The organism is Amycolatopsis sp. lyj-84, from assembly GCF_046549075.1.
Taxonomy (GTDB): domain Bacteria; phylum Actinomycetota; class Actinomycetes; order Mycobacteriales; family Pseudonocardiaceae; genus Amycolatopsis.
Genome location: NZ_JAJPWO010000005.1, coordinates 512,107 through 537,056, shown reverse-complemented (window position 1 = coordinate 537,056; position 24,950 = coordinate 512,107). Strand labels below are relative to the sequence as shown.

The 24,950-nt window shown below is 69.6% G+C and carries 23 protein-coding genes; 15 read left to right on the top strand and 8 right to left on the bottom strand.

The genetic code is table 11. From position 1 onward, the window contains the following. Positions 1-22 precede the first annotated feature (22 nt). The 5 genes from ACLJRM_RS19535 to ACLJRM_RS19515 all read left to right on the top strand — a co-directional run bounded on the left by ACLJRM_RS19535 (position 23) and on the right by ACLJRM_RS19515 (position 6,861). Positions 23-2,800 carry a DEAD/DEAH box helicase gene (locus tag ACLJRM_RS19535; protein ID WP_410663857.1) on the top strand — a complete coding sequence of 926 codons (2,778 nt, stop codon included), beginning with the start codon at positions 23-25 and terminating at the stop codon, positions 2,798-2,800. 292 nt (positions 2,801-3,092) lie between these two features. Next, complete coding sequence (locus ACLJRM_RS19530; protein ID WP_101607702.1) at positions 3,093-3,917, top strand: DUF4333 domain-containing protein; 825 nt, start codon at positions 3,093-3,095, stop codon at positions 3,915-3,917. A 41-nt stretch (positions 3,918-3,958) separates the two neighbouring features. Further along, on the top strand, positions 3,959-5,158 hold the full coding sequence (locus ACLJRM_RS19525) for a GNAT family N-acetyltransferase (RefSeq protein ID WP_410663856.1): 1,200 nt from the start codon (positions 3,959-3,961) through the stop codon (positions 5,156-5,158). A 33-nt stretch (positions 5,159-5,191) separates the two neighbouring features. Then, positions 5,192-5,596: a DUF4333 domain-containing protein gene (locus ACLJRM_RS19520; RefSeq protein WP_410663855.1), complete on the top strand. Its 405-nt coding sequence runs from the start codon at positions 5,192-5,194 to the stop codon at positions 5,594-5,596. Between the two features lie 44 nt (positions 5,597-5,640). Further along, on the top strand, positions 5,641-6,861 hold the full coding sequence (locus tag ACLJRM_RS19515) for a GNAT family N-acetyltransferase (RefSeq protein ID WP_410663854.1): 1,221 nt from the start codon (positions 5,641-5,643) through the stop codon (positions 6,859-6,861). Here the strand turns inward: ACLJRM_RS19515 and ACLJRM_RS19510 are convergent. The 3 genes from ACLJRM_RS19510 to ACLJRM_RS19500 all read right to left on the bottom strand — a co-directional run bounded on the left by ACLJRM_RS19510 (position 6,858) and on the right by ACLJRM_RS19500 (position 9,398). Next, a complete protein-coding gene (locus ACLJRM_RS19510) occupies positions 6,858-7,844 on the bottom strand; it encodes a pirin family protein (RefSeq protein WP_410663853.1) in 987 nt (328 codons plus the stop codon). The two genes, ACLJRM_RS19515 and ACLJRM_RS19510, sit on opposite strands and share 4 nt — an antisense overlap. After that, the gene (locus tag ACLJRM_RS19505) at positions 7,841-8,785 is read right to left on the bottom strand and encodes a 5'-3' exonuclease H3TH domain-containing protein (protein WP_410663852.1); all 945 of its coding nucleotides are present in this window, start codon (positions 8,783-8,785) and stop codon (positions 7,841-7,843) included. Before ACLJRM_RS19505 ends, ACLJRM_RS19510 begins: the two co-directional genes overlap by 4 nt. Before the next feature lie 76 nt (positions 8,786-8,861). After that, positions 8,862-9,398, bottom strand: coding sequence for an NADPH-dependent FMN reductase (locus ACLJRM_RS19500; RefSeq protein WP_410663851.1), 537 nt, complete (start codon positions 9,396-9,398; stop codon positions 8,862-8,864). A gap of 118 nt (positions 9,399-9,516) precedes the next feature. On the opposite strand from ACLJRM_RS19500, the gene ACLJRM_RS19495 reads away from it, so the two are divergent. The 6 genes from ACLJRM_RS19495 to ACLJRM_RS19470 are packed head-to-tail and all read left to right on the top strand — an operon-like array spanning position 9,517 to position 13,513. Continuing rightward, positions 9,517-10,095 (top strand): ArsR/SmtB family transcription factor, encoded by a 579-nt coding sequence (locus tag ACLJRM_RS19495; RefSeq protein ID WP_410663850.1) that lies wholly within the window; start codon positions 9,517-9,519, stop codon positions 10,093-10,095. Further along, positions 10,092-11,342 carry an MFS transporter gene (locus tag ACLJRM_RS19490; RefSeq protein ID WP_410663849.1) on the top strand — a complete coding sequence of 417 codons (1,251 nt, stop codon included), beginning with the start codon at positions 10,092-10,094 and terminating at the stop codon, positions 11,340-11,342. Before ACLJRM_RS19495 ends, ACLJRM_RS19490 begins: the two co-directional genes overlap by 4 nt. Before the next feature lie 10 nt (positions 11,343-11,352). After that, a complete protein-coding gene (locus ACLJRM_RS19485) occupies positions 11,353-12,495 on the top strand; it encodes a M24 family metallopeptidase (RefSeq protein WP_101607710.1) in 1,143 nt (380 codons plus the stop codon). Next, positions 12,492-12,962 carry an Lrp/AsnC family transcriptional regulator gene (locus ACLJRM_RS19480; protein ID WP_101607711.1) on the top strand — a complete coding sequence of 157 codons (471 nt, stop codon included), beginning with the start codon at positions 12,492-12,494 and terminating at the stop codon, positions 12,960-12,962. The genes ACLJRM_RS19485 and ACLJRM_RS19480 overlap by 4 nt, the downstream gene beginning before the upstream one ends. Before the next feature lie 37 nt (positions 12,963-12,999). Next, the gene (locus ACLJRM_RS19475; protein WP_076166772.1) at positions 13,000-13,227 is read left to right on the top strand and encodes a hypothetical protein; all 228 of its coding nucleotides are present in this window, start codon (positions 13,000-13,002) and stop codon (positions 13,225-13,227) included. Then, the gene (locus tag ACLJRM_RS19470; protein ID WP_005150941.1) at positions 13,214-13,513 is read left to right on the top strand and encodes a hypothetical protein; all 300 of its coding nucleotides are present in this window, start codon (positions 13,214-13,216) and stop codon (positions 13,511-13,513) included. Before ACLJRM_RS19475 ends, ACLJRM_RS19470 begins: the two co-directional genes overlap by 14 nt. Positions 13,514-13,520: 7 nt before the next feature. On the opposite strand, the gene ACLJRM_RS19465 is transcribed toward ACLJRM_RS19470, so the two are convergent. Continuing rightward, on the bottom strand, positions 13,521-14,351 hold the full coding sequence (locus ACLJRM_RS19465) for a helix-turn-helix transcriptional regulator (protein WP_410663874.1): 831 nt from the start codon (positions 14,349-14,351) through the stop codon (positions 13,521-13,523). A gap of 116 nt (positions 14,352-14,467) precedes the next feature. Between ACLJRM_RS19465 and ACLJRM_RS19460 the strand changes: the two genes are divergently transcribed. Then, complete coding sequence (locus ACLJRM_RS19460) at positions 14,468-15,529, top strand: aldo/keto reductase (RefSeq protein ID WP_101607712.1); 1,062 nt, start codon at positions 14,468-14,470, stop codon at positions 15,527-15,529. A gap of 30 nt (positions 15,530-15,559) precedes the next feature. Here ACLJRM_RS19460 and ACLJRM_RS19455 read toward each other — a convergent pair whose 3' ends face one another. Both ACLJRM_RS19455 and ACLJRM_RS19450 read right to left on the bottom strand, forming a co-directional pair. Further along, complete coding sequence (locus ACLJRM_RS19455) at positions 15,560-16,633, bottom strand: GDSL-type esterase/lipase family protein (protein WP_101607713.1); 1,074 nt, start codon at positions 16,631-16,633, stop codon at positions 15,560-15,562. A 118-nt stretch (positions 16,634-16,751) separates the two neighbouring features. Continuing rightward, positions 16,752-18,320, bottom strand: a complete 1,569-nt coding sequence (locus tag ACLJRM_RS19450) for an FAD-dependent oxidoreductase (protein ID WP_410663848.1) — start codon at positions 18,318-18,320, stop codon at positions 16,752-16,754. Between the two features lie 68 nt (positions 18,321-18,388). Between ACLJRM_RS19450 and ACLJRM_RS19445 the strand changes: the two genes are divergently transcribed. After that, positions 18,389-18,997 (top strand): TetR family transcriptional regulator, encoded by a 609-nt coding sequence (locus ACLJRM_RS19445; protein ID WP_101607715.1) that lies wholly within the window; start codon positions 18,389-18,391, stop codon positions 18,995-18,997. 70 nt (positions 18,998-19,067) lie between these two features. On the opposite strand, the gene ovoA is transcribed toward ACLJRM_RS19445, so the two are convergent. Continuing rightward, complete coding sequence (ovoA, locus tag ACLJRM_RS19440) at positions 19,068-21,338, bottom strand: 5-histidylcysteine sulfoxide synthase (RefSeq protein WP_410663847.1); 2,271 nt, start codon at positions 21,336-21,338, stop codon at positions 19,068-19,070. A 200-nt stretch (positions 21,339-21,538) separates the two neighbouring features. On the opposite strand from ovoA, the gene ACLJRM_RS19435 reads away from it, so the two are divergent. Continuing rightward, positions 21,539-22,816, top strand: a complete 1,278-nt coding sequence (locus ACLJRM_RS19435; protein WP_410663846.1) for an ATP-grasp domain-containing protein — start codon at positions 21,539-21,541, stop codon at positions 22,814-22,816. Continuing rightward, a complete protein-coding gene (locus ACLJRM_RS19430) occupies positions 22,813-24,021 on the top strand; it encodes an MDR family MFS transporter (protein ID WP_410663845.1) in 1,209 nt (402 codons plus the stop codon). The genes ACLJRM_RS19435 and ACLJRM_RS19430 overlap by 4 nt, the downstream gene beginning before the upstream one ends. Positions 24,022-24,069: 48 nt before the next feature. Here ACLJRM_RS19430 and ACLJRM_RS19425 read toward each other — a convergent pair whose 3' ends face one another. Continuing rightward, complete coding sequence (locus ACLJRM_RS19425) at positions 24,070-24,594, bottom strand: hypothetical protein (protein WP_410663844.1); 525 nt, start codon at positions 24,592-24,594, stop codon at positions 24,070-24,072. Positions 24,595-24,950: the final 356 nt, after the last annotated feature.

Sequence of the window (24,950 nt, the reverse complement as noted above, 5' to 3'; positions counted from 1 at the left end):
TGGGGTATGGAACCCTGACGAAGTGGTCAACAGCCCTTCTCAGACCCCGGCCGAGGCGTACGCAGCCTCCCAGCGCCGCGCTCGGTATCCCCAGCTGACCCGGTTCGCCGCGGAATCGTCGTTCGAGTTCGACGACTTCCAGATCCGCGGCTGCGAGGCGCTCGAAGACGGTCACGGTGTGCTCGTCTGCGCGCCCACCGGCGCCGGGAAGACCGTGGTCGGCGAGTTCGCGGTGCACCTCGCCCTCGCCGAAGGCCGCAAATGCTTCTACACGACACCCATCAAGGCGTTGTCGAACCAGAAGTTCGCCGATCTCGTCGGGCGCTACGGCGCCGACGCCGTCGGCCTGCTGACCGGTGACACCTCGATCAACGGCAACGCGCAGGTCGTGGTCATGACCACCGAGGTCCTGCGCAACATGCTCTACGCCAAGTCGTCGACCATCGGCGAGCTCGCCTACGTGGTGATGGACGAGGTCCACTACCTCGCCGACCGGTTCCGCGGCGCGGTCTGGGAAGAGGTCATCCTCCATCTGCCGGAGCACGTCCGGGTCGTCGGCCTGTCGGCCACGGTGAGCAACGCGGAGGAGTTCGGCGAGTGGCTCGTCGAGGTCCGCGGCGACACCTCGGTCGTCGTCGACGAGCACCGTCCGGTGCCGCTGTGGCAGCACATGCTGGTCGGGAACCGGTTGATGGACCTGTTCGCGGGCCAGGAGGAACACGCGCCGGGCGCCGAACTGCGGATCAACCCCAGCCTGCTGCGCCGCACCGAAGAGGTCGGCCGCGGTTTCGCCCCGGCCGGGATGCGCGGGCCGAGGGGGCGGCGCGGGGCGCCGTCACGGATGCCGCGGTTCCGGCCGCCGTCCCGCACGGACACGGTCGAGCGGCTCGACAACGCCGGTCTGCTCCCCGCCATCGTGTTCATCTTCTCCCGCGCCGGCTGCGACGCCGCCGTCGGCCAGTGCGTCCGGTCCGGTTTGCGGCTCAACGGTCCCGAAGAGGTCGAGAAGGTCCGCCGGATCGTCGCCGAACGCACCAAGGACCTGCCCGAAGGCGACCTAGGCGTCCTCGGCTTCTGGGAGTGGCGTGAGGCGCTCGAGCGCGGTATCGCCGGGCATCACGCCGGGCTGCTCCCGGCCTTCAAGGAGACCGTCGAGGAGCTGTTCGTCCAAGGCCTCGTGAAGGTCGTCTTCGCCACCGAGACGCTCGCGCTCGGCATCAACATGCCCGCGCGCACCGTCGTCCTGGAACGACTGGTGAAGTACAACGGCGAGGCGCACGTCGACCTGACACCGGGGGAGTACACGCAGCTCACCGGGCGCGCCGGACGGCGCGGGATCGACGTCGAAGGGCACGCCGTCGTCGCGTGGCAGCCGGGGATCGACCCGAAGCAGGTCGGCGGGCTCGCGTCGACGCGGACGTATCCGCTGCGCTCGTCGTTCCGGCCCGGCTACAACATGGCGGTGAACCTGGTCGCCCAGGTCGGCGCCGATGCGGCCCGTGACCTGCTGGAGCAGTCGTTCGCGCAGTTCCAGGCCGACCGGTCGGTGGTCGGGACGGCGCGGCGGATCGAGCGGAACAAGGAGGCCCTGCGGGGCTACACGTCCGCCATCACGGGCGATTTCGACGCGATGTTCGAGTACGTCGAGCTGCGCGCGAAGATCTCGGCCCGGGAGAAGGCGCTGTCGCGCCAGAACACCTCCGCGCGCCGCGCGGGCACGGCCGAGTCGCTGGAAAAGCTCCGCAAGGGCGACGTCATCGCCGTCCCCGCGGGCAGGCGAGCGGGGCTCGCGGTCGTCGTCGACCCGGGGCTCGATCCGATCCGCGAACCGCGGCCCATCGTGGTCACCGAGGACCGCTGGTCCGGTCCGCTCTCGGTCGCCGACTTCCCGTCGCCCGTCGAGGCGCTGGGGAACATCAAACTGCCGAAGCACATCGAGCTGCGGTCACCCAAGACCCGCCGGGACATCGCCGCGACTCTCCGGAACGCGGGAATCTCGTTGCCCGGCAGGCAAAAGCGCCGCGCCGGGGCCAATGAGGACGGTGAGCTGGCCGCGCTCCGCCGCGCGCTGCGCGCCCACCCGTGCCACGGTCTGGCCGAACGCGAGGCGAACCTGCGCTGGGTCGAGCGGTACCAGCGTCTCTCGGCGGAGACCGAGCAACTGGAACGCAAGGTCGCCGCGACCACGCACTCGCTCGCGCGTGCTTTCGACCGCATCCTGCGGCTGCTCGGCGAGCGCGGTTACCTCGGCCCCGAATCCGAGGGGAACGGCGAGGACCGCGTCACCGAACACGGCAAACAGCTCACCCGTCTCTACAGCGAGTCCGACCTGCTCGCCGCCGAATGCATCCGGCAAGACGTCTGGAAGGGCCTGGCTCCCGCCGAACTCGCGGCCGTCGTTTCGACGCTGGTCTTCGAGGCCCGCCGCGACACCGCGGGGGAGCCGCGCCTGCCGGCGGGCAAGGTGCTGGACGCCTGGCAGGCGACCACGCGCCTGTGGATGGAGCTCACCGAGGACGAGCGGCGGCACAAGCTGGACCGCACCCGCGAACCCGACGCCGGCTTCGCCTGGCCCATCTATCGCTGGGCGCGCGGCGAATCGCTGGAGAAGGTCCTCACCGCCGCCGAGGCGAACGGGCAGGAGCTGTCCGCCGGTGACTTCGTGCGGTGGTCGCGGCAGGTCATCGACCTGCTGGACCAGATCCGCGACGTCCTCGGGCGGGCCGATCCGGTGGGCGCGGCGGCTTCGGACGCGGTGAAGGCTTTGCGGCGGGGTGTCGTGGCGGCGGGCGGGGCCTGATCCCGGGTTCGGTTCGGTCACCCAAGCGCTATGAAAGGCCCGTTACTTGCAAAATTTGCAAGTAACGGGCCTTTCATAGCGCGCGCTGGGGCACGCCACGGTGCGCCCGGCTGCCGGGGGGTGTTGGGCTGACCGGCGGATTCGATGCCGCCACCGGTGTGAGCACGGTCGCGGCGAGTTGGCCCGACACCACCCGGGAACAGTGGGCAGGGGCGCCCACCTGTGGTTGGATCGCCCACGACGGCCATGTAGCACGGCCGGTGACGATGGCGGAACAGGCGGAGGCGAAACGATGAGCACGCCGTATGGCGGCAACGACCCGCAGCAGCAGCCCCAATGGGGGCAGCAGCCGGGCTACGGGGAACAGCCGGGCGGCGCTCAACCGCCGAGCGGTCCCCAGCAGCAGCCGCAGTGGGGTCAGCAGCCGCAGTACGACCCGTCGCAGACGCAGCAGCAACAGCCCCAGTGGGGCCAGCAGCCCGCTCCCTACGACCCGTCGCAGCAGCAGCCGGGGTATCCCCAGCAGCAGCCCGGTTACGACCCCTCCCAGACGCAGCAGCAGCCGCAGTGGGGTCAGCAGCCCCCGCAGTACGGCCAGCAGCCGGGCTACCCCCAGAGCGGTCCCCAGCAGCAGCCCGGCTATCCGCAGAGCGGACCCCAGCAGCAGCCCGGCTACCCGCAGAGCGGCCCGCAGCAGCAGCCGCAGTACGGGCAGCCGCAGCAGCAGGGTCAGTACGAGTACGGCCAGGGCCAGTTCGCGGGCACCCAGGGCGAGGGGCAGGACAAGCCGAAGCCCAAGAAGGGTCTGTTCATCGGGATCGGCGCGCTCGTGGTGATCATCGCCGCGGTGGGCGTTCTCGGGTTCGTCACGCCGGGCTGGTTCAACACCCAGGTCTTCAACAACACGCAGATGCAGACCGACGTGCAGAAGCTGCTCACCGAGACCTACGGGATCAAGGAGATCAGCGCGGTCACCTGCCCCTCCGGCCAGGAGGTCAAGGACGGGGTGAAGTTCACCTGCACCGCCACGATCGAGGGCAAGCCGCAGGAGGTGCCGATCACCGTGAAGGGTGACACCGGCAACTACGAGGTCTCACCGCCCGCCGTCACCAAGTAAACGGCGGGCGCCGGGGGCGGTCGATCCTGCATGATCGTCCCATGAGCGACTTTTCAGTGCGGCTGTTGCGGTCCGACGAGGATCGGGCCGCGATGGACGTGTTCAGGCGTGCCTTGCACGCCAGGGAGATGACCGACGAGGAATGGTCGGCCATCTCACCGTCGATGCAACCGGACCGCGGGTTCGGCGCGTTCGACCCGGAGCTGATCGGCACCGTCCGGTCCTTCGATTCGGAAGTGACACTGCCCGGCGGCGGCACCACGCCGCTCGCCGCGGTCAGCCTCGTCGGTGTCCGCGCCGACCGGATCCGGCGTGGTGTGCTGACCGGTCTGATGCGCGCTCAGTTCGAGGATTTCGCCGCCCGCGGCGTTCCCGCGGCGATGCTGCACGCGTCCGAAGGAGCCATCTACGGCAGGTTCGGTTACGGCGTCGCCGCGCGGGGCAAGTCGATCGAGGTCGACAGGCATCGCGCGCGGCTCCGTCCCGAGGCCCCGGCCGGCGGGCAGATCTCCTTGCTGGGGCTGGAAAGTACCATCGAGCAGTGGCCGTCGCTCTTCGACGCCCTCCCGCGCACCCGGCCGGGGATGATCGCGCGGAGCCCGCATCTGTGGCCGGGCTACGAGCGGGAAGTGCGCCGGGCGACCACTCCCGTCACGACCGCAGTGCACCGAGGCGCGGACGGGGTCGACGGCTACGTCACGTACACCGTCGAGAGGGCCAGATTCGACGCCCCGTCGCTGCTGAAGATCCAGTCCTTCCACCACGCGGGCCCGGACGCGTTCGCCGGGCTGTGGCGCTACCTGCTGTCCGTGGACCTGGTCGACCGCATCACCGCCGAGAAACGGCCGCTCGACGAACCCGTCGAGTTGTTGTTCGCGGACCCGCGGCACGTGACCGTGCAGAAGACCCAGGACGAGGGCTGGCTCCGGCTGGTCGACGTCGCCACGATGCTCGGCGCCCGGACGTACCGGGGCGAACCCGTCGTCATCGAGGTCACCGATCGCTTCCTGGACCACAACTCCGGCCGGTACCGCCTCTCCGAGGACGGCGCCGCCCGCACTGCCGACCCGGCGGATCTCGCCATGGACGCCGACACCTTGTCGATGCTGTACCTCGGCGGCTGGCGCGCGTCGGATCTCGCCTTCGCCGGACGGGTCCGCGCCACCGGCGCGCTCGCCTTGGAACGGGCGGACCTGCTGTTCGGCACGCGAGTGAACCCCTGGTGCGGTACCTTCTTCTGACGTTGGAAGATCACATTCCGGGGGTGGAGAAGCTTGAGCAGGCGAGCCGTCGCGACGGTCGGTCTGTGCTGTGCCGCTTTCACGGTGCTGGCGGGGTGTTCGGACACTCCGGTACCCGCGCCGGCGACGAAGACCGTCACGGTCCCGCCGTCGACGAGCGTGTCGTCGAGCGCGCCCGCCACCGGCGGTACGTCGGTCGGCCCCTCCAGCGCCCCGGGCAGGGTCTTCGACCCGAGGACCATGCAGGCGGACGTGAAGAAGGTCCTCACCGAGACGTATCAGCTCCAGGGCGTCGGGGACGTGATCTGCCCGTCCAACCAGAAGGTCACGGACGGCAGCACGTTCAGCTGCACCGTCCAGGTCGGCGGGGAGGGCAAGACCGTCACGATCACCGTCACCGGTGAGGACGGCCGCTACGAGGTCGGCGCGCCCGCCTGAAAACCGGTTGGGTTCGCCGCGGCCGGACGGCAGGATCTCCGGTCATGAGCGAATTCCATGTGCGTGCCGTGGCCGAGGGCGAACAGCGGGCCTGCCTCCAAGTTCTCGAAGAGGCCTTGCACGCCAAGCCGATCTCGGACGAAGCCTGGGCCAAGATGGCCCCGAGCTGGCCCGCCGCGGGGAAGTTCGCCGCGTTCGACGACGACGGCACCCCGGTGGGGATCACCAGTTCCTTCGAGATCGAACTCACCGTCCCAGGTGGACAGAAGCTCACCACCGCGGCCGTCGACGGTGTCGGCGTCCGCGCCGACTGGACCCGCCGAGGGATCCTCACCACGATGATGGCCGTACAGCTGGAAGACCTCGCCGCGCGCGGCGTCCCGCTGGCCGCGTTGCACGCTTCGGAAGGCGTGATCTACGGCCGTTTCGGTTACGGCGCCGCCACCTTCTGCAAAGGCGTGTACGTCGAACGTCCCCGCGCCCAGGTCCGCGACAGCGTCGGGCGGGAGGGCCTGGTCAGGTTCGTCACCCCGGCCCAAGCCGTCGAGCGGGTTCCCGCGCTGTACAACCGGTTCCAGGGAACGCATCCCGGGTTCGCCTCCCGGCCGGCGCAGTGGTGGCCGGGCTTCTTCGACCGGCTCGTCACCGGGAACGACGGCTATCGCGTCGCCATCCACAGTGGACCGGACGGGGACGACGGTTTCGTCGCCTACCAGACCATCGACGCGCGAGACCGGCAGGCGCCGGAACGCGGGGCGATCATCGAGGTTCGCGCACTCCATGCCGCGACACCGCGGGCCTGGGCCGGACTGTGGCGCTTCCTGCTGTCGATCGACCTGGTCTCGGCCGTCGCCGGACGAGGCCGCCCGATGGACGAGCCCATCGCCGAACTCCTCACCGATCTGCGTGCGGTGAACACCACCGAGGTCATCGACGACCTGTGGGTGCGGCTGGTCGACGTGCTCGCGGCGCTGCGGGCGCGCACCTACGGCACCGCCGAACCCGTGGTCCTGGAAGTGTTCGACAAGCAGCTTCCGGACAACAACGGCCGTTACCTCGTCGGCCCGGACGGCGTGGAACGCACCACCGCGGAGGCGGAGCTGCGGCTGGACGTCAGCACCCTGTCGTCGCTGTACCTCGGCCACGGCCTCTTCACCGACCTGGCACTGTCCGGCCGCGTCGAAGTGCTGGACGATGCCGCGGCCGTCCGTGCCGACGCGCTGTTCCACACCGCCCGGGCCCCTTGGTGCGGGACTTTCTTCTAAGCCGGATTGCGACGCGGTTTGATCCGTACCTGCGGCAACGCGGGTGCGGGCAACCACGCCGTGGTGCCCTGATAGCCCTCGACGCGGCCGTAGCGATCCGCCTGCGCCTGCCAGGCCTCGCGGTACTCGGCGATCTCCTCGTGGCTGCGGCCCACGAAGTTCCACCACATGACGAGTTCCTCGGTGAACGGGGTCCCGCCGAGGAGGAGCACCCTGGCCGGTACGTCGCCGTGGTTCGCCAGCTCCAGCCGTTCCGCGCCCGGTGCGAGGTAGGCGAGTTCCCCGGTGTCCAGCGCGGTTCCGGCGACGGTGACCGAGCCGACGTCCTGCAGGACACCGTGTTCGAAGGCGGGATCGACGTCGAGGGACAGGGTCGCGCCGGGCTCGACGGTGAGTTCCGCACCCAGCAGGGGAGTGAACGCCGGAACCGGTGACGTGGTTCCGGCGAGGCTGCCGAGGAAGACCCGCGCGGTGGCACCGGGCAGCCCGAGCAGCGGTGGTGCGTAGTGCCGGAAGTCCCGCGCGGTGTCGCGGTGTTCGTCCGGCAGTGCGATCCACAGCTGCACTCCGTGCAGCGTCGCGGTGTCCGATGTGGACACTGTGGACACTGTGGATACCTCGGAATGCGCGATGCCGTGCCCGGCGGTCATCAGGTTGAGTTCGCCCGGCCGGACCGTGGCCCGCGTGCCGATGCTGTCGCGGTGCTCGATCTCGCCGCTGAACAACCAGCTCGCGGTCTGCAACCCGGTGTGCGGATGCGGCGCGACGTCCATCCTGCCGGACTCCGACACGTCCTGCGGCCCGTAATGGTCGGCGAAACACCACGCGCCGATCAGGGACCGCTGCCGCTGCGGCAAGGTCCGGCGGACCCGGATCGCACGCGGCCCGCCGAGCGGGACGTCACGCGGGGTCAGCACGGTGACACCCTCGCCCGGCCGGTCCCGGCACAGCAGCTCGGCGGGGTCGGTCTCGGTGTTGCTCACGGCTTGGGGAGCGCGGCCAGCAGACGCTCCACCGAACGGCCGAGGTTCCAGCGCTCCGCCAGTTCCGCGACCTTGTCCGGGTCGGCGGGCTCGGACGGGACGGTGTCCGGGCGGGACTGCTCGACCGGCGCGTCGGCCGCGACCCGGACGACGGTCGGCGCCACCGCGAGGTAGTCGGCGGCGTCGGTCAGGCGCAGCCGCGTCTTGAGCGGCACGCGCGAATCGCCCGCGTTGGACGCCTCGATCAGCTCCTGCAGGGAACCGAACTGGGTGATCAGCTTCGCCGCGGTCTTCTCGCCGATCCCGGCCACGCCGGGCAGCCCGTCCGACGGGTCTCCCCGCAGCGCGGCCATGTCGGCGTAACCGGGGCCGGCGTTCGCGGCCGGGATGCCGTACTTCTCGGCGAGTTCGTCCGGGCCGAGGATCTCGGCCTTGTTCCAGCCCTTGCCGACGTAGATGACCACCGTGGACGTCGGCTCGTGGCGCACCAGCTGGAACAGGTCGCGGTCACCGGTGATGACCTCGACCGGCGACTTCTTTTCGCGGATCGCGAGCGCGCCGATGACGTCGTCGGCCTCGTACCCGGCCGCTTCGGCCGTCGCGAGCCCGAAGGCCTCCAGCAGTTCCAGGATGATCGGAACCTGCGGCGTGAGCGTGTCCGGGACTTCTTCGACGTCGCCGCCCTCCGGGACCTCTTCGGCCACGCGGTGCGCCTTGTAGCTCGGCAGCAGATCGGTGCGGAACTTCGGCCGCCAGTCCGCGTCCAGGCAGGCGACGAGCCGGGAGGGCCGCCGGTCGACGAGGATCCGCGCGACGGTGTCGGTGAACCCGCGTACGGCGTTGACCGGCGTCCCGTCCGGGGCGGTCATCGACTCGGGCAGTGCGTAGAACGAGCGGAAGTAGAGGCTCGCGGAATCAAGGAGGGCGAGAGGTCCGGTCACGCGGACAGCCTGCCATGTTCCGGCCCGAATGTCCGTGAAGGACCCGACCCCCAGCCGGGTCCTTCACGGACACCGGTCAGGCGGCGTAGGGCCGGGCCTGCCGCGCGGTCCGCAGCGCGGTGGCCCACCAGTTCAGCTGGTTCAGCAGCGTGGTCGCCGCGAGATCGGCTCCGTCGGCGTCCAGGTGCCCGCCGTCGGGCCCGAAGTTGTTCCAGGCGTAGGGGAAGCTCACGGTTTCCCGGATCGTCATGGCGTGGAGTTCGGCGAAGACCGGGCGCAGGTGCTCGACCGCGCGCAGGCCGCCGGAGATCCCGCCATAGGAGACGAAGCCGACCGGCTTTCCGTGCCATTCGGGGCCGGTGGCGTCGAGCGCGCTCTTGAACGGGCCGGGATAGCTGTGGTTGTACTCGGGGACGATCACGACGACGGCGTCGGCGGTGGCGACACAGGAGGAGAGGCCTTCGGGGGTTTCGGCGAGGTCGATGACGGTCAGGGCCAGGTCGTCGCGCTGTTTGGCGCGATCGAGGAACCAGTTCGCGACCACGGGAGCGAAGCGGCCTTCGCGGACGCTGCTGATCACGACGGCGAGCTGATAGGGCGAGTTCGTTGTCATGCCAAGACCGTAAAACCTCAACTTAGGTTGAGGTCAAACTCCAGAATCGGCTTGTGGCAGAGAGCCAACCGCAGAGAACTCTTTGCAAAGAGTTCTCTGCGGTTATAGGCTGCGAGCCATGGGGAAGAGCGAGAGGTATCTCGCGCGGATCGACGGCCGCCTTCTGCGAGCGCTGTCGCATCCGCTGCGGGTCAGGATCCTGGAGTTGCTGCGCGAGGACGGCCCGGCCACGGCGTCGGGACTGGCGAAGCGGGTGGGGGAGAGTTCCGGGACCACGAGCTGGCATCTGCGCCAGCTGGCCGAATGCGGCTTGATCACGGACGACGCCGAACGCGGCAGCAGGCGTGACCGGTGGTGGAAGGCCGTGCACGAAGGCGATCAGATGCAAGCCGCGGACTTCATCGACGACCCGGACCTCGCCGGCCTGTTCAACGCGTATGCCCACACGTTGATCGAGCGGCGCTACGCCGCCGAAGCGCAGTTCGTCGCCGAGGTGCGGGACTGGGCCGACGAATGGATCGACAAGGTCAACTTCCACGACTCGTCGCTGTCGCTGACGCCCGACGAAACCGCTGCGCTGAGCGACGAGATCCTCGAGGTGATCGGCCGCTATCGCCGTCCGGAGCAGGACGGCGACACCCAGGTCCGCGTGCACTGGGCGGCCTTCCCGAGACGATCGCGGCCGGAACACCCGTGAGCAGGCTGCCACTGGGGGCCCTGGTCGTGGCTTCGGGGATCTCCTCGGCCGGGGTGATGATGACCCTGCTCGCGATTCCCTGGTTCGTTCTGCAGAGCACGGGCAGCGGCACCAAGACCGGTCTCGTCACCGCGGCCGAGGTGCTGGGCCTGATGGTGGCCGCGTTGCTGGGCGGGCCGATCGTCGACCGGGTCGGCACGCGCCGGGCGAGTGTCGGCGCCGACCTGCTGACCACCGTCACGGTGCTGCTGATCCCGCTCGCCATGAACACCACGGGACTCGGCCTGCCGGGTCTGATCGCGTTGTCGTTCGTGATGGGTGTGTCCCGCGGTCCCGCCGACACGGCGAAACAGGTGCTGCTCGCGGGAGTCGCCGAAGCGGGCGGTATCCGCACGAGCCGCGCAGCGAGCGCCGTCGAAGCGGCAATGCGCACCGGCCGGATGGTCGGCGGCCCCGCCGCCGGCGGGTTGATCGCGCTGATCGGGCCCATCCCGGTGCTGTTCGTCGACGCCGGCGCGCTCCTGCTGTCCGCCGCGCTGGTGTTCGCCCTGATCCCCGCCGCGGCCGGTCCGCCGAGACCGCCGTCGGGCGGCTACCTCAAGGAACTGCGCGAAGGGCTCGGGTACGTCAAACGCGACGCCGTCCTGCGCGCGATCGTCGGCATGCTGATGCTCACCAACAGCCTCGACTTCGGCCTGCTCGGCGTCCTGTACCCGGCGTACGGCGACCAAGTCCTGCACAGCACCGCGCTCATCGGCGCGATGATCACCGCCGTCGCGGCGGGCGCACTGGTCGGTTCGGCGCTCTACGGCTGGATCGGGCACCGGTTCTCGCGCCGCTCGGCGATCCTGGTCGCCGTCGCCATCGAAGGCGCGCCGAGGTTCGCCCTGCTCGCGCTGGAACCGGCGCCGGTCGTGCTGCTCGCCGGGCTGGCGATCGCCGGAATCGGGGCGGGCGCGCTCAACCCGATCCTGCTCCCGGTGGTCTACGAACGAGTTCCGGAGGGCGTCCGGGGCCGCGTGCTCAGCCTTCTCGTCGGCGGGGTGCTCGCCGCGATGCCGCTCGGCTCGATGGCGGCCGGGCTGCTGCTGGACGGCGTGGGGCTCGTCGGCGCGCTCGCCGTGTTCGGCGGCCTGTACCTGATCGCCGGAACCTTCCCGGCGATCTTCCGGGTTTGGCGCGGGCTCGACGATCCCGCCCCGATCGGGAGTGACCGGCTGGTGAACCAAGGGGTGCGGACCGACTAGGCTCGGCGTCATGTCGCGCCGTTCCCTTCACAACCCCGCCCCCGACACCGCCAGCCTCCGCGCCCGCCTCGACAGGGCCCGTGCCGCCGCGGCCGCCGCGGACACCGACGCCCTGCTGATCGCGCCCGGCTCGGACCTGCGCTACCTGATCGGCCAGGCCGGGGGCTCCTTCGAACGGCTGACCACGCTGGTGATCCCGGCCGACGGCGTCCCGGCGCTGGTGCTGCCGAAGCTGGAAGCTCCCGGCTACGCCGACGTCCCCGCGGACGAACTCGGCATCGAGGTCGTCACCTGGGTCGACGGGGACAACGCCTACGAACTGGTCGCCGACAGGCTGGGCAAGCCCGGCCGGGTCGCGGTCAGCGACTTCACCCCGGCCCTGCACGTGCTCGCCTTCCGCGGCGCTCTCGGCGACGCCGACCAGACGCTGGCCGGGCCGATCGTGCGCGAACTGCGGATGCGCAAGGACGCGGCCGAGATCCAGGCGCTGCGCGACGCGGGCGCCGCCATCGACCGCGTCCACGCGCGGGTCCACGAGTGGCTGCGGCCGGGCCGTACCGAGGCCGAGGTCGGCGCGGACATCACCGCCGCGATCGTCGAAGAGGGCCACACCCACGCCGACTTCGTGATCGTCGGCTCGGGCCCGAACGGCGCCAGCCCGCACCACGACGTCTCCGAGCGGGTCATCGAGCGCGGCGACGTCGTCGTGGTCGACATCGGCGGCCCGATCGCCGAGGGCTACAACTCCGACTCCACGCGCACGTACGCGGTCGGCGAGCCGCGCGACGCCGACGTCGCCGAGACGTACGCCGTCCTGCAGCGGGCCCAGCGCGCCGCGGTCGAGGCCGTCCGCCCCGGCGTGACCGCCGAGCAGATCGACGCCGCCGCGCGCGACATCATCGACGGCGCGGGATACGGCGAGTTCTTCATCCACCGCACCGGTCACGGCATCGGCCTCGACGTGCACGAGGAGCCCTACATCATCAAGGGCAACGCGCTGCCGCTCGAGCCGGGCATGGCCTTCAGCGTCGAGCCCGGCATCTACCAGCCGGGCCGCTGGGGCGCCCGCATCGAGGACATCGTCGTGGTCACCGAGGACGGTGTCGAGTCGGTCAACCAGCGGCCGCACGACCTGATCGTGCTCGACGCATGACCGGTTCTCTGGAGCCGCTGGACCAGGCCATCGTCGGCGAACTGGCCGCGGACGGGCGGCGCAGTTTCACCGACCTCGCCGAGCGGGTCGGACTCTCGGTGTCGGCGGTGCACCAGCGGGTGCGGCGGCTGGAGCAGCGTGGCGTGATCCTCGGGTACACCGCGCGTCTCGACGGCGAGCAGATCGGCCTCCCGCTCACCGCGCTGATCTCGCTGACACCGAACGATCCGGCCGCGCCGGACGACTATCCGCAGCGTCTCGAGCACATCAAGGAGATCGAGTCCTGCTACTCGGTCGCCGGGGACGAGTCGTACATCCTCCTGGTCCGGGTGGCTTCGCCGCTCGGCCTGGAGGACCTGCTCCGCCGCATCCGCGAGTCCGCCAAGGTCTCGACCCGGACCACGGTGGTGCTGTCGACTCCGTTCGAGGGACGCTCGCCGACGCTCTCATCAGGTCTTTCTCACTGACCGGATGGGCTTGCGCGGCGCTGGTACGATAAAAGGTATGGCAACACGTAAGGTCACACTCTCACTCGACAGTGGTGCGCTCGAGTTCGCCGAGCGGGCGGCCAAAGCGCACGGGATCTCGGTCTCGTCGTGGTTGTCCAAGGCAGCCCGCAGGGAAGCCGTCCGCACCGGGTACACCCCGCAGCGAGCTCCGGTCGCACCGTCCGCCGAATCGGACGAGGCCGAGCTGACAGCCGCGGAGAAGGATTTGCGTGCACAGGGGTGAAGTCTGGACGTACCACCCCCCGACCGAACCGGCACGGCAGCGCACCGTCGTGCTGCTGTCCTCGGACGGGGTGAACGAATCCGAGCGGCCGTGGCTGCTCGGTACCGAACTGCTCGACCGCGACCCGCAGGACATCCTCGGGGTCGCCGTCGACGCGCGCTACTGGGTCTCCACGCTGAACCTCACGCGCCTGTACCGGCCGTGGTTCGACGAGAAGATCGCGGAGATCGACCAGGAGGTCCAGGAGCGCATCGACATCGCTTTGCGCGCGGCACTGGATCTCTAGTGCGGGATCACCGTGGGCTCAACCGGTCCAGCGCAGACTGGCTCTCCTCGTCCGCGGCGCGGTAGATCACCAGCAGCTGGTCCGTGTCTTGGAGTGGCGTAAGCGTTTCGAAATCCACCGCGATCGTGCCGACGTCAGGATGCCGCAGCACCTTGCGTCCGCGGCCCTTGACCTTGACGTCCCGCTCGGCCCACCAGTGCGCGAATTCCTCGTCGCCCGTGGTGAATTCGGCGATGAGGTCGGTCAGCGCCCGATCCTCCGGATGCGCGGCCCACGCGGCGCGCAGGTGGGCGACGGCCTCCTGCACGACCCGTTCGCGGTCGGCGTAGAACTCACGCGTTCCCGGATGCATCAGGCACAGCCACATCGAATTGCGCTGTGGCGGTGGCAGGGTGTCGAAATCCAGGAGCAGCCGCGCGATCTCACCGTTCCAGGCCAGGATGTCGTAGCGGTGGTTCAGCAGCATGGCGGGCAGCGGCGACAGGTCGGCGACCAGCCGTGCCAGGGGCGCCGCCGCGGTGGTGGCGAGCTTGTCGGCGGTGCGGGGGCGCTGCTGGGCCAGGTCGAAAAGGTAGGCGCGTTCGTCAGGGGCCAGGCGCAAAGCGCCCGCCAGCGCCTCCACTACGTCCGCCGAGGGCCGCAGCCCGCGGGCCTGTTCCAGCCGGACGATGTAGTCGATGCTGACGCCGGCCAGTTCCGCGACCTCCTCGCGGCGTAACCCCGGGGTCCGCCTGGACCGGCGTCGCGGCAGGCCGAAAGCGTCCGGGTCCAGGCGCTCGCGCCGGGTCCGCAGGAACGCGGCGAGTTCCTGTGTCGTGTCCACGGTGCGGGTCATGATCTTCGAATCTACAGCAGGGTAGGACTGCCGTTCCCAGGAAGTTCTTTCCCTTATCCCCGGCTCGCGGTGGTCGCAGACTCGCTTTCGACAACCGATCACGAGCACAGGAGGACACGATGTCGCTCACCCTCGACACGTACCGGCTGCTGGGCCGGTCCGGGCTGCGGGTATCCCCGCTGGCGCTGGGCGCGGCGACCTTCGGCACCGAGTGGGGCTGGGGCGCCGGGCAGGACGACGCGCGCAAGCTGTTCGACCTCTACGTCGAGCGCGGCGGCAACTTCATCGACACCGCGAACACCTACACCAACGGCAGCTCGGAGCGACTGCTGGGCGAATTCACCCGCGAGAACCGCGAGAGCCTGGTGCTGGCAACGAAATACTCGACGCTGAGCCGGCCGGGCGATCCGAATTCCGGGGGCAGTCACCGCAAGACCTTGTTCGCGTCGGTGGAAACCAGTCTGCGACGGCTGAACACGGACTACCTCGATCTGCTCTACCTGCACGTATGGGATTTCACGACGTCGGTCGACGAGGTCCTGCGCGGGATGGACGACCTGGTCCGCCAGGGCAAGGTCCTGTACGTGGCGATGTCCAACGTCCCGGCCTGGCAGGTGTCGCGTATGCAGGCGATCGCCGACCTGCGCGGCTGGTCGCCGCTGATCGCGCTGCAGGTCGAATACAACCTGATCCAGCGCACCGCGGAACGGGACCTGATCCCCATGGCACGCGAGCTGGGACTGGGAGTGATCCCGTATTCACCGCTGGCAGGCGGGGTGCTCGCCGGCAAGTACAGCCGTGACGACCTGAACGCGGCGGAAGTCGATGCCGACGGCACCCGCAAGGGCTTCAACATCGCCAACGGCGACGTCACCGAACGCAACCTCGCGATCGCGGACATCCTGAAGGAGGTCGCCACGGAGATGGGCCGCCCACCCGGCCAGGTCGGACTGGCCTGGACGCTGCAGAACCCGGGCGTGACGGCACCGATCGTCGGCGCGCGCACCCCCGCGCAGCTGGAGGACAACCTCGGGGCGCTGGAGGTCGACTTCACCGCCGCCCAGCTGGCCCGCCTCGAACAGGCCAGCGCGATCGAACTCGGCTACCCACACGACCTGCTCGCCAGCGACAGGGGCCGCGCCTTCAACAGCGGCGACCTGTCGATCGAGACCCGCCGCTGATACCCGACCGAGCGCCGAGGAGCAGTGCAGCTAGCGGGCGATGACCTCGGGGGCCGCGTGCAGCTTGCCGTCGGCCCCCGAGAGACACGACGCGTTCCCGCCGCGGGCGGCGAGGAACTCGTTGAGGCAGTTCGCGATCTGTGCGTGCCCGTTCGCGTTGGGGTGGAACGACTCCTGCAGTGCGTGGCTCGCGCGGTCGACCTGGCCGAGGTCGCGCAGCTGCAGGGTCAGCCTGCTGAACCACTCGTTCGCCGGGTCGCTGCTGCACGCCTCGCGCCCGGCGCCGGCCCGGGAAAGGTCGAGGAATCGTGAACTGGTCGCCCTCGACGCCTGCTTGAGCCCGTCGGAGAGGACGGAAACGCCGTCGCGGCGCATCCACTCCAGATCCTCGGTGCGGAACGGGCAACCGTTGAGGCTGCGCAGTGCCTCCGGGATCTGCGGGCCGACGGGCGAGGCGTACGACATCAGCACGAGCTGGTAGTCCGCCGGAACGTAACCGGCCTGCGCCAGCACCTTCTTGACGTCCGCGACGGCGTTGGTCACCTTCGGCACCATGGCGTCCACTTTGGACTTCCAGGTGGCGCGAAGCGCCTCGCTGCACGGCGGGCTCTGCGGAGAGAACCACGCCTTGAAGCATTCGCTGACCTGAGCGGAGAACTTCGGCTCGTCGTTCGCGCCGACCGCGATCACCACCGCGGCGACCCGGTGGTCCTTGATCAGCTGCGCGAGCTGCTGAGCCTGTGACGGTTCGGTCCACTGCTTGGCCTCGCCGAGGGCGATCTGCTCGGAAGGCGCCCCCGAACACGCGAGGTTCACCCGCGCGGTGACTTCCGGGATCTTGATCTGCTCGACGAAGGCGTTGGGGGAGCGGTGGCACCAGTTGCCGCCCTGCCCGTTGGTCGTCGGCGTGTAGTTGCCCGCGCCTTCGCCGGAAACGGTGCTGTCGCCGATGGAGACGACCGTCAGCGGCCCCGTTCCCGGCGGGCCTTGGCGCGGGGACGGCTGCCCCGGGCGGCTTTCCGACCCGGTAAAGGCAATGAACCCGACGAGAACCACCACGAACGTGAGCGCGAGAGCACCCCACCACCACCGGAAACGTCGCATCGTCACCGGATTCTACGGACACCTTGCCCGACAGGGTGATCATGGCGGTGTGACGTTGCTGATCCGGCCGGACGAGGGCGGAGGAGCGAGCTCCGCCACCCTCGGGAACCACGGGTGGTCAGACGCCGGCCCAGCGCTCGATCGCGGTGTCGAGCAGCTTCCTCGCGTTGTCGTCGGAGACGTTGTCCGCCCACGCGATGATCCCGTCCGGACGCACGAACAGGCTCGGCTGCGAAGCATCGGGATCCGCCACGTAGGCGACCAGATGCTCCAGGCCGTGAACCGCTTCCGCGTACCGGCTCTCGGCGGACCGGTCGACGAGAACGAAACGGCCGTCGTGGGCGTGGTCCGCGAGACGGCCTCCGGTGCTCAGCTCGGCGTCCCCCGTGATGGAGCCGACCGGGTGCTCGCCGTCCTCGGCGACGTCGTACCGCTGCAGGATCCCGGAGGACAGCGCGATCATGTGGTTCGTCGCGCCGGGAACGGTGAACAGATCGTCGTCGATCACCTTCCGCAACTGTGCGGTGCGTTCGTCGCCACGCATGAGGGCGACCTGCGCCCTCGTCCAGTCCAGCACCCACGCGCCGATCGGATGCCGTTCGGAGTGGTAGGTGTCGAGCAGCCCCGCCGGAGCCGTGCCCAGAATGGTCGCGGCGAGTTTCCAGCCGAGGTTGACCGCGTCGCCGAGGCCGAGGTTGAGACCCTGCGCGCTGAACGGGGAATGCACGTGGGCGGCGTCGCCCGCGAGGAACACCCGGCCGCGACGGTAGGTCTGTGCCTGACGGGCGTTGTCCGACCATCGGGTCGCCCGGCCGTGCAAACCGGTGATCGTCACGGGGACCCCGCTGACCTCCCGCACCGCGCTCTGCAGTTCCCCGACGGTCACGGGCGCGTCGCGATCTTCCGGCTGCGGTGCGAACCGGGCGACGAGGATGCGTCCGGGCACCGGGCCGTAGGTGTAGATGCCGCGAGGGGTCCAATTCCAGCCGCGGCGCAACTCGCCCGGGTCGTCGAAATCGGCGATCGCCTGATATCCGACGAGTTCCGGGTCGGTGCCCGCGAAATCGACGCCGAGCGTCCTGCGGATGATGCTCCGGCCGCCGTCGGCCGCCACGACCCATCCGGCCGTGAGGTCACCGGCACTGGTCTCGACGACGACGTCGGCATCGTCGTCGAGACCCGTGCCCGTGCCACGCAGCCCCCGCACCTCGACGCCGCGGCGGATTTCGACGCCGAGCCGGGCGCAATGTGCCCCGAGAAGCAGTTCGAGATCGTGCTGCGGCACCCAGATGCCGTTGGCCACGGCGGTGTGCGCGGCCAGCACCGGATCGTCCTGGTCGACGAGGTCGTGCCGGAACATGAGCCCCGCGAAATGGCCGATGACCGCGAACCGGCGGGATTTCTCGTTGGCCGCGTCCTCGAGCGCGCGCACGGTCCGGTTCATCCGTCCGGTGGTGAAGGCGCCGGAGGCGGCGAGGCGGCCGCGTTGCACCTCTTCCGCGGCGGGAAGCAGCCCGCGCCGGTCGAGGATTTCCGCGCTGGCGACGTTGATCGAACCGGACTTGATCGTCTGATCGGGCTCTTCGAGCCGCTCCAGCACGGTCACCCGCACTCCCCGCAAGGCCAGCTCGCTCGCGAGGAAGAGGCCGGTGGGCCCCGCTCCGACGACGATCACATCGTTCCGCATGACAGCTCTCCAAGGCTTACTCGGTAAGTTTACTTGGTAAGCTTAACGAGTAAAGGTACGGTTGTCACATGGCGAAGCGAGGAGACAGGGGCGGGGCGAAGACGCGGGCGCATATCGCCGCCGTCGCGACAGAGCTGTTCCTGGAGCGCGATTTCGACGACGTCACCGTCGCCGAGGTCGCCGCCGCGGCCGGTGTCTCGAAGGTGACGGTGTTCGCGCACTTCGATCGCAAAGAGGATCTCGCGCTCGACAGGCTGCCCGACGCCGTCGGCATCGCCAGGGCCGCGATCCGCGAGCGGCCGGACGGCGTGGGTGTCGTCGAAGCCTTCCGCCGGACGGCTCTCGCCCTCGCGGAGGAACAACATCCGCTCTCGGGACTGGCCGAGGGGGGCGATCCGCTCGCGCGCACCGTCGCCGGTTCGCGGGCGCTCATCGCACGGCTGCGCGAGTTCGAGCACGAGATCGAGGCGGAGCTGGCCGACGAGCTCGAGAACGACGCCCGGTTCTCGGGCGACAGCGAGCTGGTCGCCGCGCTGATCGTCGCGGCGTACCGCACCGTCGCCGTGGCGACGGTGCGGCGCCGTCTCGCCGGAGACGACCTCGCCGCCGTGGTCACCGCGCACTGTGAGCGGCTGAACGCCGCTTTCGGCGCGCTGTCCACCGCTTTGCAAGGCTGAGCTCATGTCGGCTGGGCGAGGGTCGGGCCGCACCAGATGCGGGAGCACCTGATGCGGCCCTGTGGCGGGGTCAGCGCTTACGCCAGATCGAGACCTCCAGATCGGTGATCTCGTACCGGCGGCCGTCGACCCTGGTCAGGCTCGGCTCCGTGTCCTCCGACAGCAGCTCGAACGCCTCGCCGAGGACGTTCGCGAGCTCGGCGGCCGACGCGCGCGGGAGCGCCACGAGCAGCAGCCCTCCGGCACGCAGAAGGTTCGCCGAACCGACGAGCGGTCGCAGGTAGCCCGCCGCGCCGCCGAGCCGGTCGAAGGCGTCCGCCACGACCACGCCGTCGAAAGTGCCGAGAGCGGCGGGCGGACGGGCGGTCTCGGCGAGGACGAACGAGACACTGCCGCCCGCCGAGAGCGACGGCCGCCGCGCGTGCAGCTCCCCGCGTCCCGGCACCCGGTAGCCGACATCCGTGCCTTCGGCGAGCCGGTCGGCCGCGGTGATGAACGACGGCCGGTCGTCCAGGCCGACCACCTCGACCGGATGCCGGGCCAGCGAGAACGCCAGCCCGCCCGCCGCGGTGGCGAGATCCGCGACCCGGCGTAGCTCGACGCCGGCCGCGGTCGCGGCTTCGGTGAACCTCGCGATCAGCCGGTCGGGATACGCCGCGGTCGCGGCCAGTGGGTGCCCGGCCCGGCCGAAGGCCTGTTCGGCGGTGCCGTACTGGCCGAGCAGTACCTGGTCGAGCTCCGCGCGCGCCTCACTGTCCACAGTGGATTCCGGTGCCACGACCAGTCGGATCCCCGCCTGCTGCAGGAAATGCGGCCGATAGAAATGCCGCGCCCAGATGCTGCCGAGTTCGCCGGTGCTGATGTAGGCCCCGCCGAGGATCAGCTGATGCTGCCCGCCGTAACTGGGTACCGAGAAGTCCTCGTAGTAAGGATGCGGGGTGAAGCCTTCGAGTGGGTTGAAGGTGTCTTCGCTCCATGTCCACAGGTTGCCGCCGGCGTCGTGCAGGCCCTGAGAGGTCGTCGGTGAGTGGTCGACAGGGCCTTCCGAACCCCAAGCCAGGCCGAGGTTGACGCCTGCCTCACGCAACTGCGCGCCGTCGAGCCGCATGACCACGTCGTCCGCGACGCCGGGACGTTCCGGCAGATCGCGCAACAGGAAGTACTCCGCCTCGGTCGGCAGCCGGTAGTCCCGGCCCTCCTTCTCGGACCGCCAGGCGGCGAACGCCTTGGCCTCGTGGTAATTCACCACCACCGGCCAGTCCCACGGCATGTCGATCTCGTCGAACAGCGTGCGCAGCCGGAACGCGTGCAGTCCGGTCGGGCCGGTCGGTATCCAGAACCGCGGCCACTTGGTGTTGCGGAAGCGGCGCCAAGCCTCGCCCTCCGCCGACCACAACTCCGGCCGCCGGTAACCGCCGTCGGCGACGAATCCGTGGAACTCGCCGTTGCTCACGAGACAGCGGGCCGCTTCGAAGTCCGGCAGCTCCTGGCGGCGCGAGCCGTACGCGCTGTCCCAGCCGTAAGACGGGAAGGACAGCGGCTTGCCGAGCTGGGCCGTGCGCCCGGGCACGGTGACGGTGCCGTTGGCAGGTACGGAACCCGGCTCGGGTTTACCGGTCTCGGTGGTGCGGCGCAGCGGCGACGGCGACGGCCACGCGGCGGGCCGTTCGACCAGGCGCGACCGCATCTCGCGGACCAGCACCGAACTGGTCTCGAGGTGGATGCGATCGTGCTCGATGGACAGCAGCAGGGCCCACGCCTGGTCGTTCATCGTCACCGGCCGCCCGAGGTCAGGGGCGAACGGCGTGGTCTCGATGATGCCGACGACCGTCCGGTACACCTCGGCCCGGTAGTCCTTCACCTCCGAAACCGACGGCCACACCATCTCGTTCTTCGACATGTCGTCCCACGAGTTCTCGTCGACACCCATTTCCAGGATGTGCTCGAGATAGGCGTCGATCGGCGCGTCCAGCAGCCCGGAGACCCGCAGCTTGTTGACGTACAGCGAGGTCGTGTGGCCGTAGTAGAAGATCATCGGGTGCCGCAGGTTGTGGTCCGGCGGACGGTAGAAGGCCTCCGCGCCCTTCAGTCCGGCGAACATCACCTCATGCAGTGTCCAGGCGTTGTCGAAGTAGTCCAGCACCTCTTCGCGGCTGCAGACGGACAGGTCGGGCAACGGCAGCGCCCTGATCTCGCCGGATTCGGCCACACCGGGGCAACGGCCGGGTTCCGGGCGGATCCCGGTGTACCACCACTGTGGATCCCGGGTTCCGTTCAACCGCTCGTCGGCGTGCTTTACAGCATTTCTCTCCCAAGGTTCCGTGTTGACTGTCGACGTCATCTGACCTCACTTCACTTCTCGGTGCGCGGCGGGACAGGTTGCGGAAACCGTCGCATCTTCCAAAAGGCGATTTCCTCTCCTGCCGTGCCGTGGACCGCTCTACGGAAGACGGCGGGCACGGGAGAGCAAGCGGGAAGATGCCGTTTGATCACGGTGGATGGGACCGTCGGTGTTCGATTCCACCTGTTGAGAGGTGAAACTTGTCGACGAAGCCCTGTGTCGTACTCGTGGACACCTACGAAACGGCCGATCACGGGCTGCCGCAGACCGCCCGGCACATCGCGCCGACGTTTCTGGCCTTGGGCGCGGAATGTGTGCGGGTGCAGAGCGCGCCCGACGCGCCCGGGCAGTACCGGACGTCCTCGCCGACCATGAGCAACTACCGCGAGAACATCGTCCACGACGGTGATCTCACGAAGACGCTGGACGCGCTGTCCGTGCACGAGCCGGTCGCGGTCGTGGCCGGCGGTGAATACGCGGTCGCGTTCACCGATGTGCTCAGCGAGGCGCTGGGGGTGCCGTCGAACGGCACCGCCCTGTCCTTGGCCCGGCGGGACAAGTTCGCGATGGGGGAGGCCGTCGACGCGGCCGGTCTCAATGGCGCGAGACAACTCCTGACCGCCGATGAGGCGGAACTCGCCGCCTGGCACCGGGAAATCGGCGGCCGGATCGTGGTCAAGCCGAACCGCAGCGCCGGTGGCGACGGGGTCGTCTTCTGCGACACCCCGGAGCGGTCGGTCGAGGCCTTGCGCGCGATCACCAGCCGCCAGAACGTGTTCTCCGAGGACAACGACTTCGTCGTGGCGCAGGAGTATCTCGCCGGCAGCGAGTACATGGTCAACACGGTGAGCATGGACGGACTGCACCAGGTGTGCGACATCTGGAAGAGTTCGCGGTTCGCCGTCAACGGGGTGTCCGATCTGCTCGGCGCCTGCCAGATCGTGCCGCGTCGCGCGCCGGGCCACGACGAACTGGTGGAGTACGCGTTCGCCGTGCTCGACGCGGTGGGCATCCGGCACGGGGCCGCGCACGTCGAGATCAAGCTGACCCCGCAAGGACCGCGGCTGATCGAGGTGGGTTCCCGTCTTTCGGGCGGCGATCTGCCGCATCTGGCACGGCTCGCGATCGGCGAGTCCCAGCTGGACTGGATGGCCGACGCGGTGCTCCGGCCGGAGAGGTTCCGCGAGCGCTGGGGTGAGGACTACCGGATCCAGCGGCACTACGCCTGGTCCGCGCTGCTCTCGCCGGTCGAAGGCACGCTCCGCCGGTACACGGTGCTCGAGGAGATCGAGCGGCTGGAGAGCTTCCACGAGATGTTCGTGCTGACCCGGCCGGGGAAGCCGTTGCGCCGCACCGTCGACGACACGACGTTCCCGGTGGTCGTCACGTTCATGCACGAGATCGAGGAATACGTCCTGCGTGACCTCGGCACGCTGCGGTACCTCGACGGTGTGGGCTGTTACGAGCTGGAATCATGACGGCACAAGAGTTCCTGCGGACGAGGCTCGGCGGGCTGCCCAAGACGTTCTGGGTGCTGTGGACGGGCACGCTCGTCAACCGGCTCGGCACGATGGTGCTGCCGTTCCTGGCGCTGTACCTGACCAGCGACCGCGGCCTTTCGGTGGCGACGGCGGGCACCGTGCTGGCACTGCTCGGGATCGGGCAGGTGTTCTCGCAGCTGATCGGCGGCGTGCTGGCCGACCGCATCGGACGGCGGGCGACGCTGACCGGCGGCATGCTCGCGACCGGCGCGATCATGCTCGTGCTGGGTTACGTCGAGCGCCTCGAACTGATCGCGGTCGCCGCGCTGCTGCTCGGGCTGGCGCTCGACGTGTTCCGCCCGGCGACCCAGTCGATCGTGGCGGATCTGGTGCCGGGCGCCGACCGCACGCGGGCTTTCGGGCTGCTGCTGTGGGCGATCAACCTCGGCTTCTCGATCGCGATGGTGCTGGGCGGCACGATGGCCCGCGCCGGCTTCACGACGTTGTTCTGGGTGGACGCGGCGACGTGCGTGCTGTTCGCCCTGCTGGTGTGGAAGGCGGTACCGGAGACGCGAGGCGGCGGCCCGACCCGGGAGCGGGGTGGCTTCACCGTCGTCCTGCGCGACCGGGTCATGGTCGGGTTGATGCTGATCTCGCTGGCGGTCGCGTTCGTGTTCCTGCAGAGCTTGGCCACCCTGCCGCTGGCGATGAGAGAGGACGGCCTTTCGCCGGCGGGGTACGGCCTGGTGATGGCGGTCAACGGGGTCGTCATCGTGGTCGTGCAGCCGCTGGTGGGTCACCGGCTGGGCCGTTGGGATCCTTCGCGCGTGCTCGCGTGCGGGATCCTGTTGACAGGCTTGGGTTTCGGTGCCACGGCCTTCGCGTCGACGACACTGGTGTACGCGGCGTGCGCGGTGTTCTGGACGCTCGGAGAGATCGTGATCCAGTCGGTGGGCGTCGCGATCGTGGCCGAACTGGCCCCACCTCATCTGCGTGGCCGCTACAACGGCGCTTACGGCACGGCGGCGGGCCTCGCCGCGTTCGTCGCCCCGCTCGGCGGAACCCAGCTGCTCGTGCTGGGCGCGCCGGTGCTGTGGACGTTCTGCCTGGCCTTGTGCCTGGCCGCGGCCGTCGGCCAGCTGTTGCTCGGCAACGCCGTCCGCCGCCGGATGACCGCCACGGTCGTTCCCGTGGCGGTCTGATCCGGCATCATCCCGAGGTGGGGTGACCGTCCATCCTGGACGCGAGGATCACCGGTAGTCGAGCCAGCCGCACACGTAGTAGTTCGTGTCCTCGTTCCGCTCGACGTTCCAGGAGTAGACCACGTCGCCCGCGAGTTTGCCGGAGCGCGCGTTCCGCTGGGTGACAGTGGCCTGGACCGTCACGAACTCCTGTCCCGGCGGGACGGAGTACGGCAGCATCTGCCAGCGCTCGACGTAGTGCCCGTGGAGTTCGAACCCGAGCAGCGTCTCGCGCAGGCGCGGGCACGTGCCGCTGCGCAACGCGGTCATGTCGTGATTGGCCAGGCCGTTCATGTAGACCTGGAACACCCGGTCGATCGCGGCGGGTTCGAGGCTTGGCGCGGAAGACGAAGTCGGCGCCGGGGGCGTCACGGTCAGGGTCCGGGTCTCGACCGAGGGAGCCGAGTACGACGTGGACGTCTCGGGCGCGGAATCGGAACGCGGTACCGAGAGCCCGCCTCGGCACGCCGAAAGGACCGTGCCGAGGCCGATCAGGAGCACGCCCGCCCGAGCGCGCGAAGTCAGAGGTGTCACCCCGCCGACGCTAAGCGGCCTTCATGAAATTCGGATGAAGACGATTCGGGTTCCAGCGCCGGGCTTCTTGAGTGGCAATGCGGGTTCGCGGGCGGGTCGTGCCGGACTGAAGGCTCCCTTCGCCGCGTCCGATGCGGTGAAGGGAGCCTTCGGCATCGCAGATCTGGACCGGCCGCACCCTGACTGTCCACCTGGGATACTTTCAGGCGGACAATTGTCCGACTGGTGCCCATATGCACGCTTTGCAACGGGGGTCGTGAGTGGTAAGGACGGTTCTATTGAGGGGAAGGGCAAACGTGTCGTGTTCGCGGGCGGGTCGTGCCGGACTGAAGGCTCCCTTCGTCGCGTCCGATGCG

Excerpts from the sequence above, each read along its gene's own strand:
- ACLJRM_RS19515 (WP_410663854.1), top strand. The coding sequence starts at position 5,641 with ATGAGCGAATTCCATGTGCGTGCCGTGGCCGAGGGCGAACAGCGGGCC.
- ACLJRM_RS19460 (WP_101607712.1), top strand. The coding sequence starts at position 14,468 with ATGTCGCTCACCCTCGACACGTACCGGCTGCTGGGCCGGTCCGGGCTG.
- ACLJRM_RS19525 (WP_410663856.1), top strand. The coding sequence starts at position 3,959 with ATGAGCGACTTTTCAGTGCGGCTGTTGCGGTCCGACGAGGATCGGGCC.
- ACLJRM_RS19485 (WP_101607710.1), top strand. The coding sequence starts at position 11,353 with ATGTCGCGCCGTTCCCTTCACAACCCCGCCCCCGACACCGCCAGCCTC.
- ACLJRM_RS19475 (WP_076166772.1), top strand. The coding sequence starts at position 13,000 with ATGGCAACACGTAAGGTCACACTCTCACTCGACAGTGGTGCGCTCGAG.
- ACLJRM_RS19430 (WP_410663845.1), top strand. The coding sequence starts at position 22,813 with ATGACGGCACAAGAGTTCCTGCGGACGAGGCTCGGCGGGCTGCCCAAG.
- ACLJRM_RS19500 (WP_410663851.1), bottom strand. The coding sequence starts at position 9,398 with ATGACAACGAACTCGCCCTATCAGCTCGCCGTCGTGATCAGCAGCGTC.
- ovoA (WP_410663847.1), bottom strand. The coding sequence starts at position 21,338 with ATGACGTCGACAGTCAACACGGAACCTTGGGAGAGAAATGCTGTAAAG.
- ACLJRM_RS19450 (WP_410663848.1), bottom strand. The coding sequence starts at position 18,320 with ATGCGGAACGATGTGATCGTCGTCGGAGCGGGGCCCACCGGCCTCTTC.
- ACLJRM_RS19455 (WP_101607713.1), bottom strand. The coding sequence starts at position 16,633 with ATGCGACGTTTCCGGTGGTGGTGGGGTGCTCTCGCGCTCACGTTCGTG.
- ACLJRM_RS19495 (WP_410663850.1), top strand. The coding sequence starts at position 9,517 with ATGGGGAAGAGCGAGAGGTATCTCGCGCGGATCGACGGCCGCCTTCTG.
- ACLJRM_RS19480 (WP_101607711.1), top strand. The coding sequence starts at position 12,492 with ATGACCGGTTCTCTGGAGCCGCTGGACCAGGCCATCGTCGGCGAACTG.
- ACLJRM_RS19445 (WP_101607715.1), top strand. The coding sequence starts at position 18,389 with ATGGCGAAGCGAGGAGACAGGGGCGGGGCGAAGACGCGGGCGCATATC.
- ACLJRM_RS19530 (WP_101607702.1), top strand. The coding sequence starts at position 3,093 with ATGAGCACGCCGTATGGCGGCAACGACCCGCAGCAGCAGCCCCAATGG.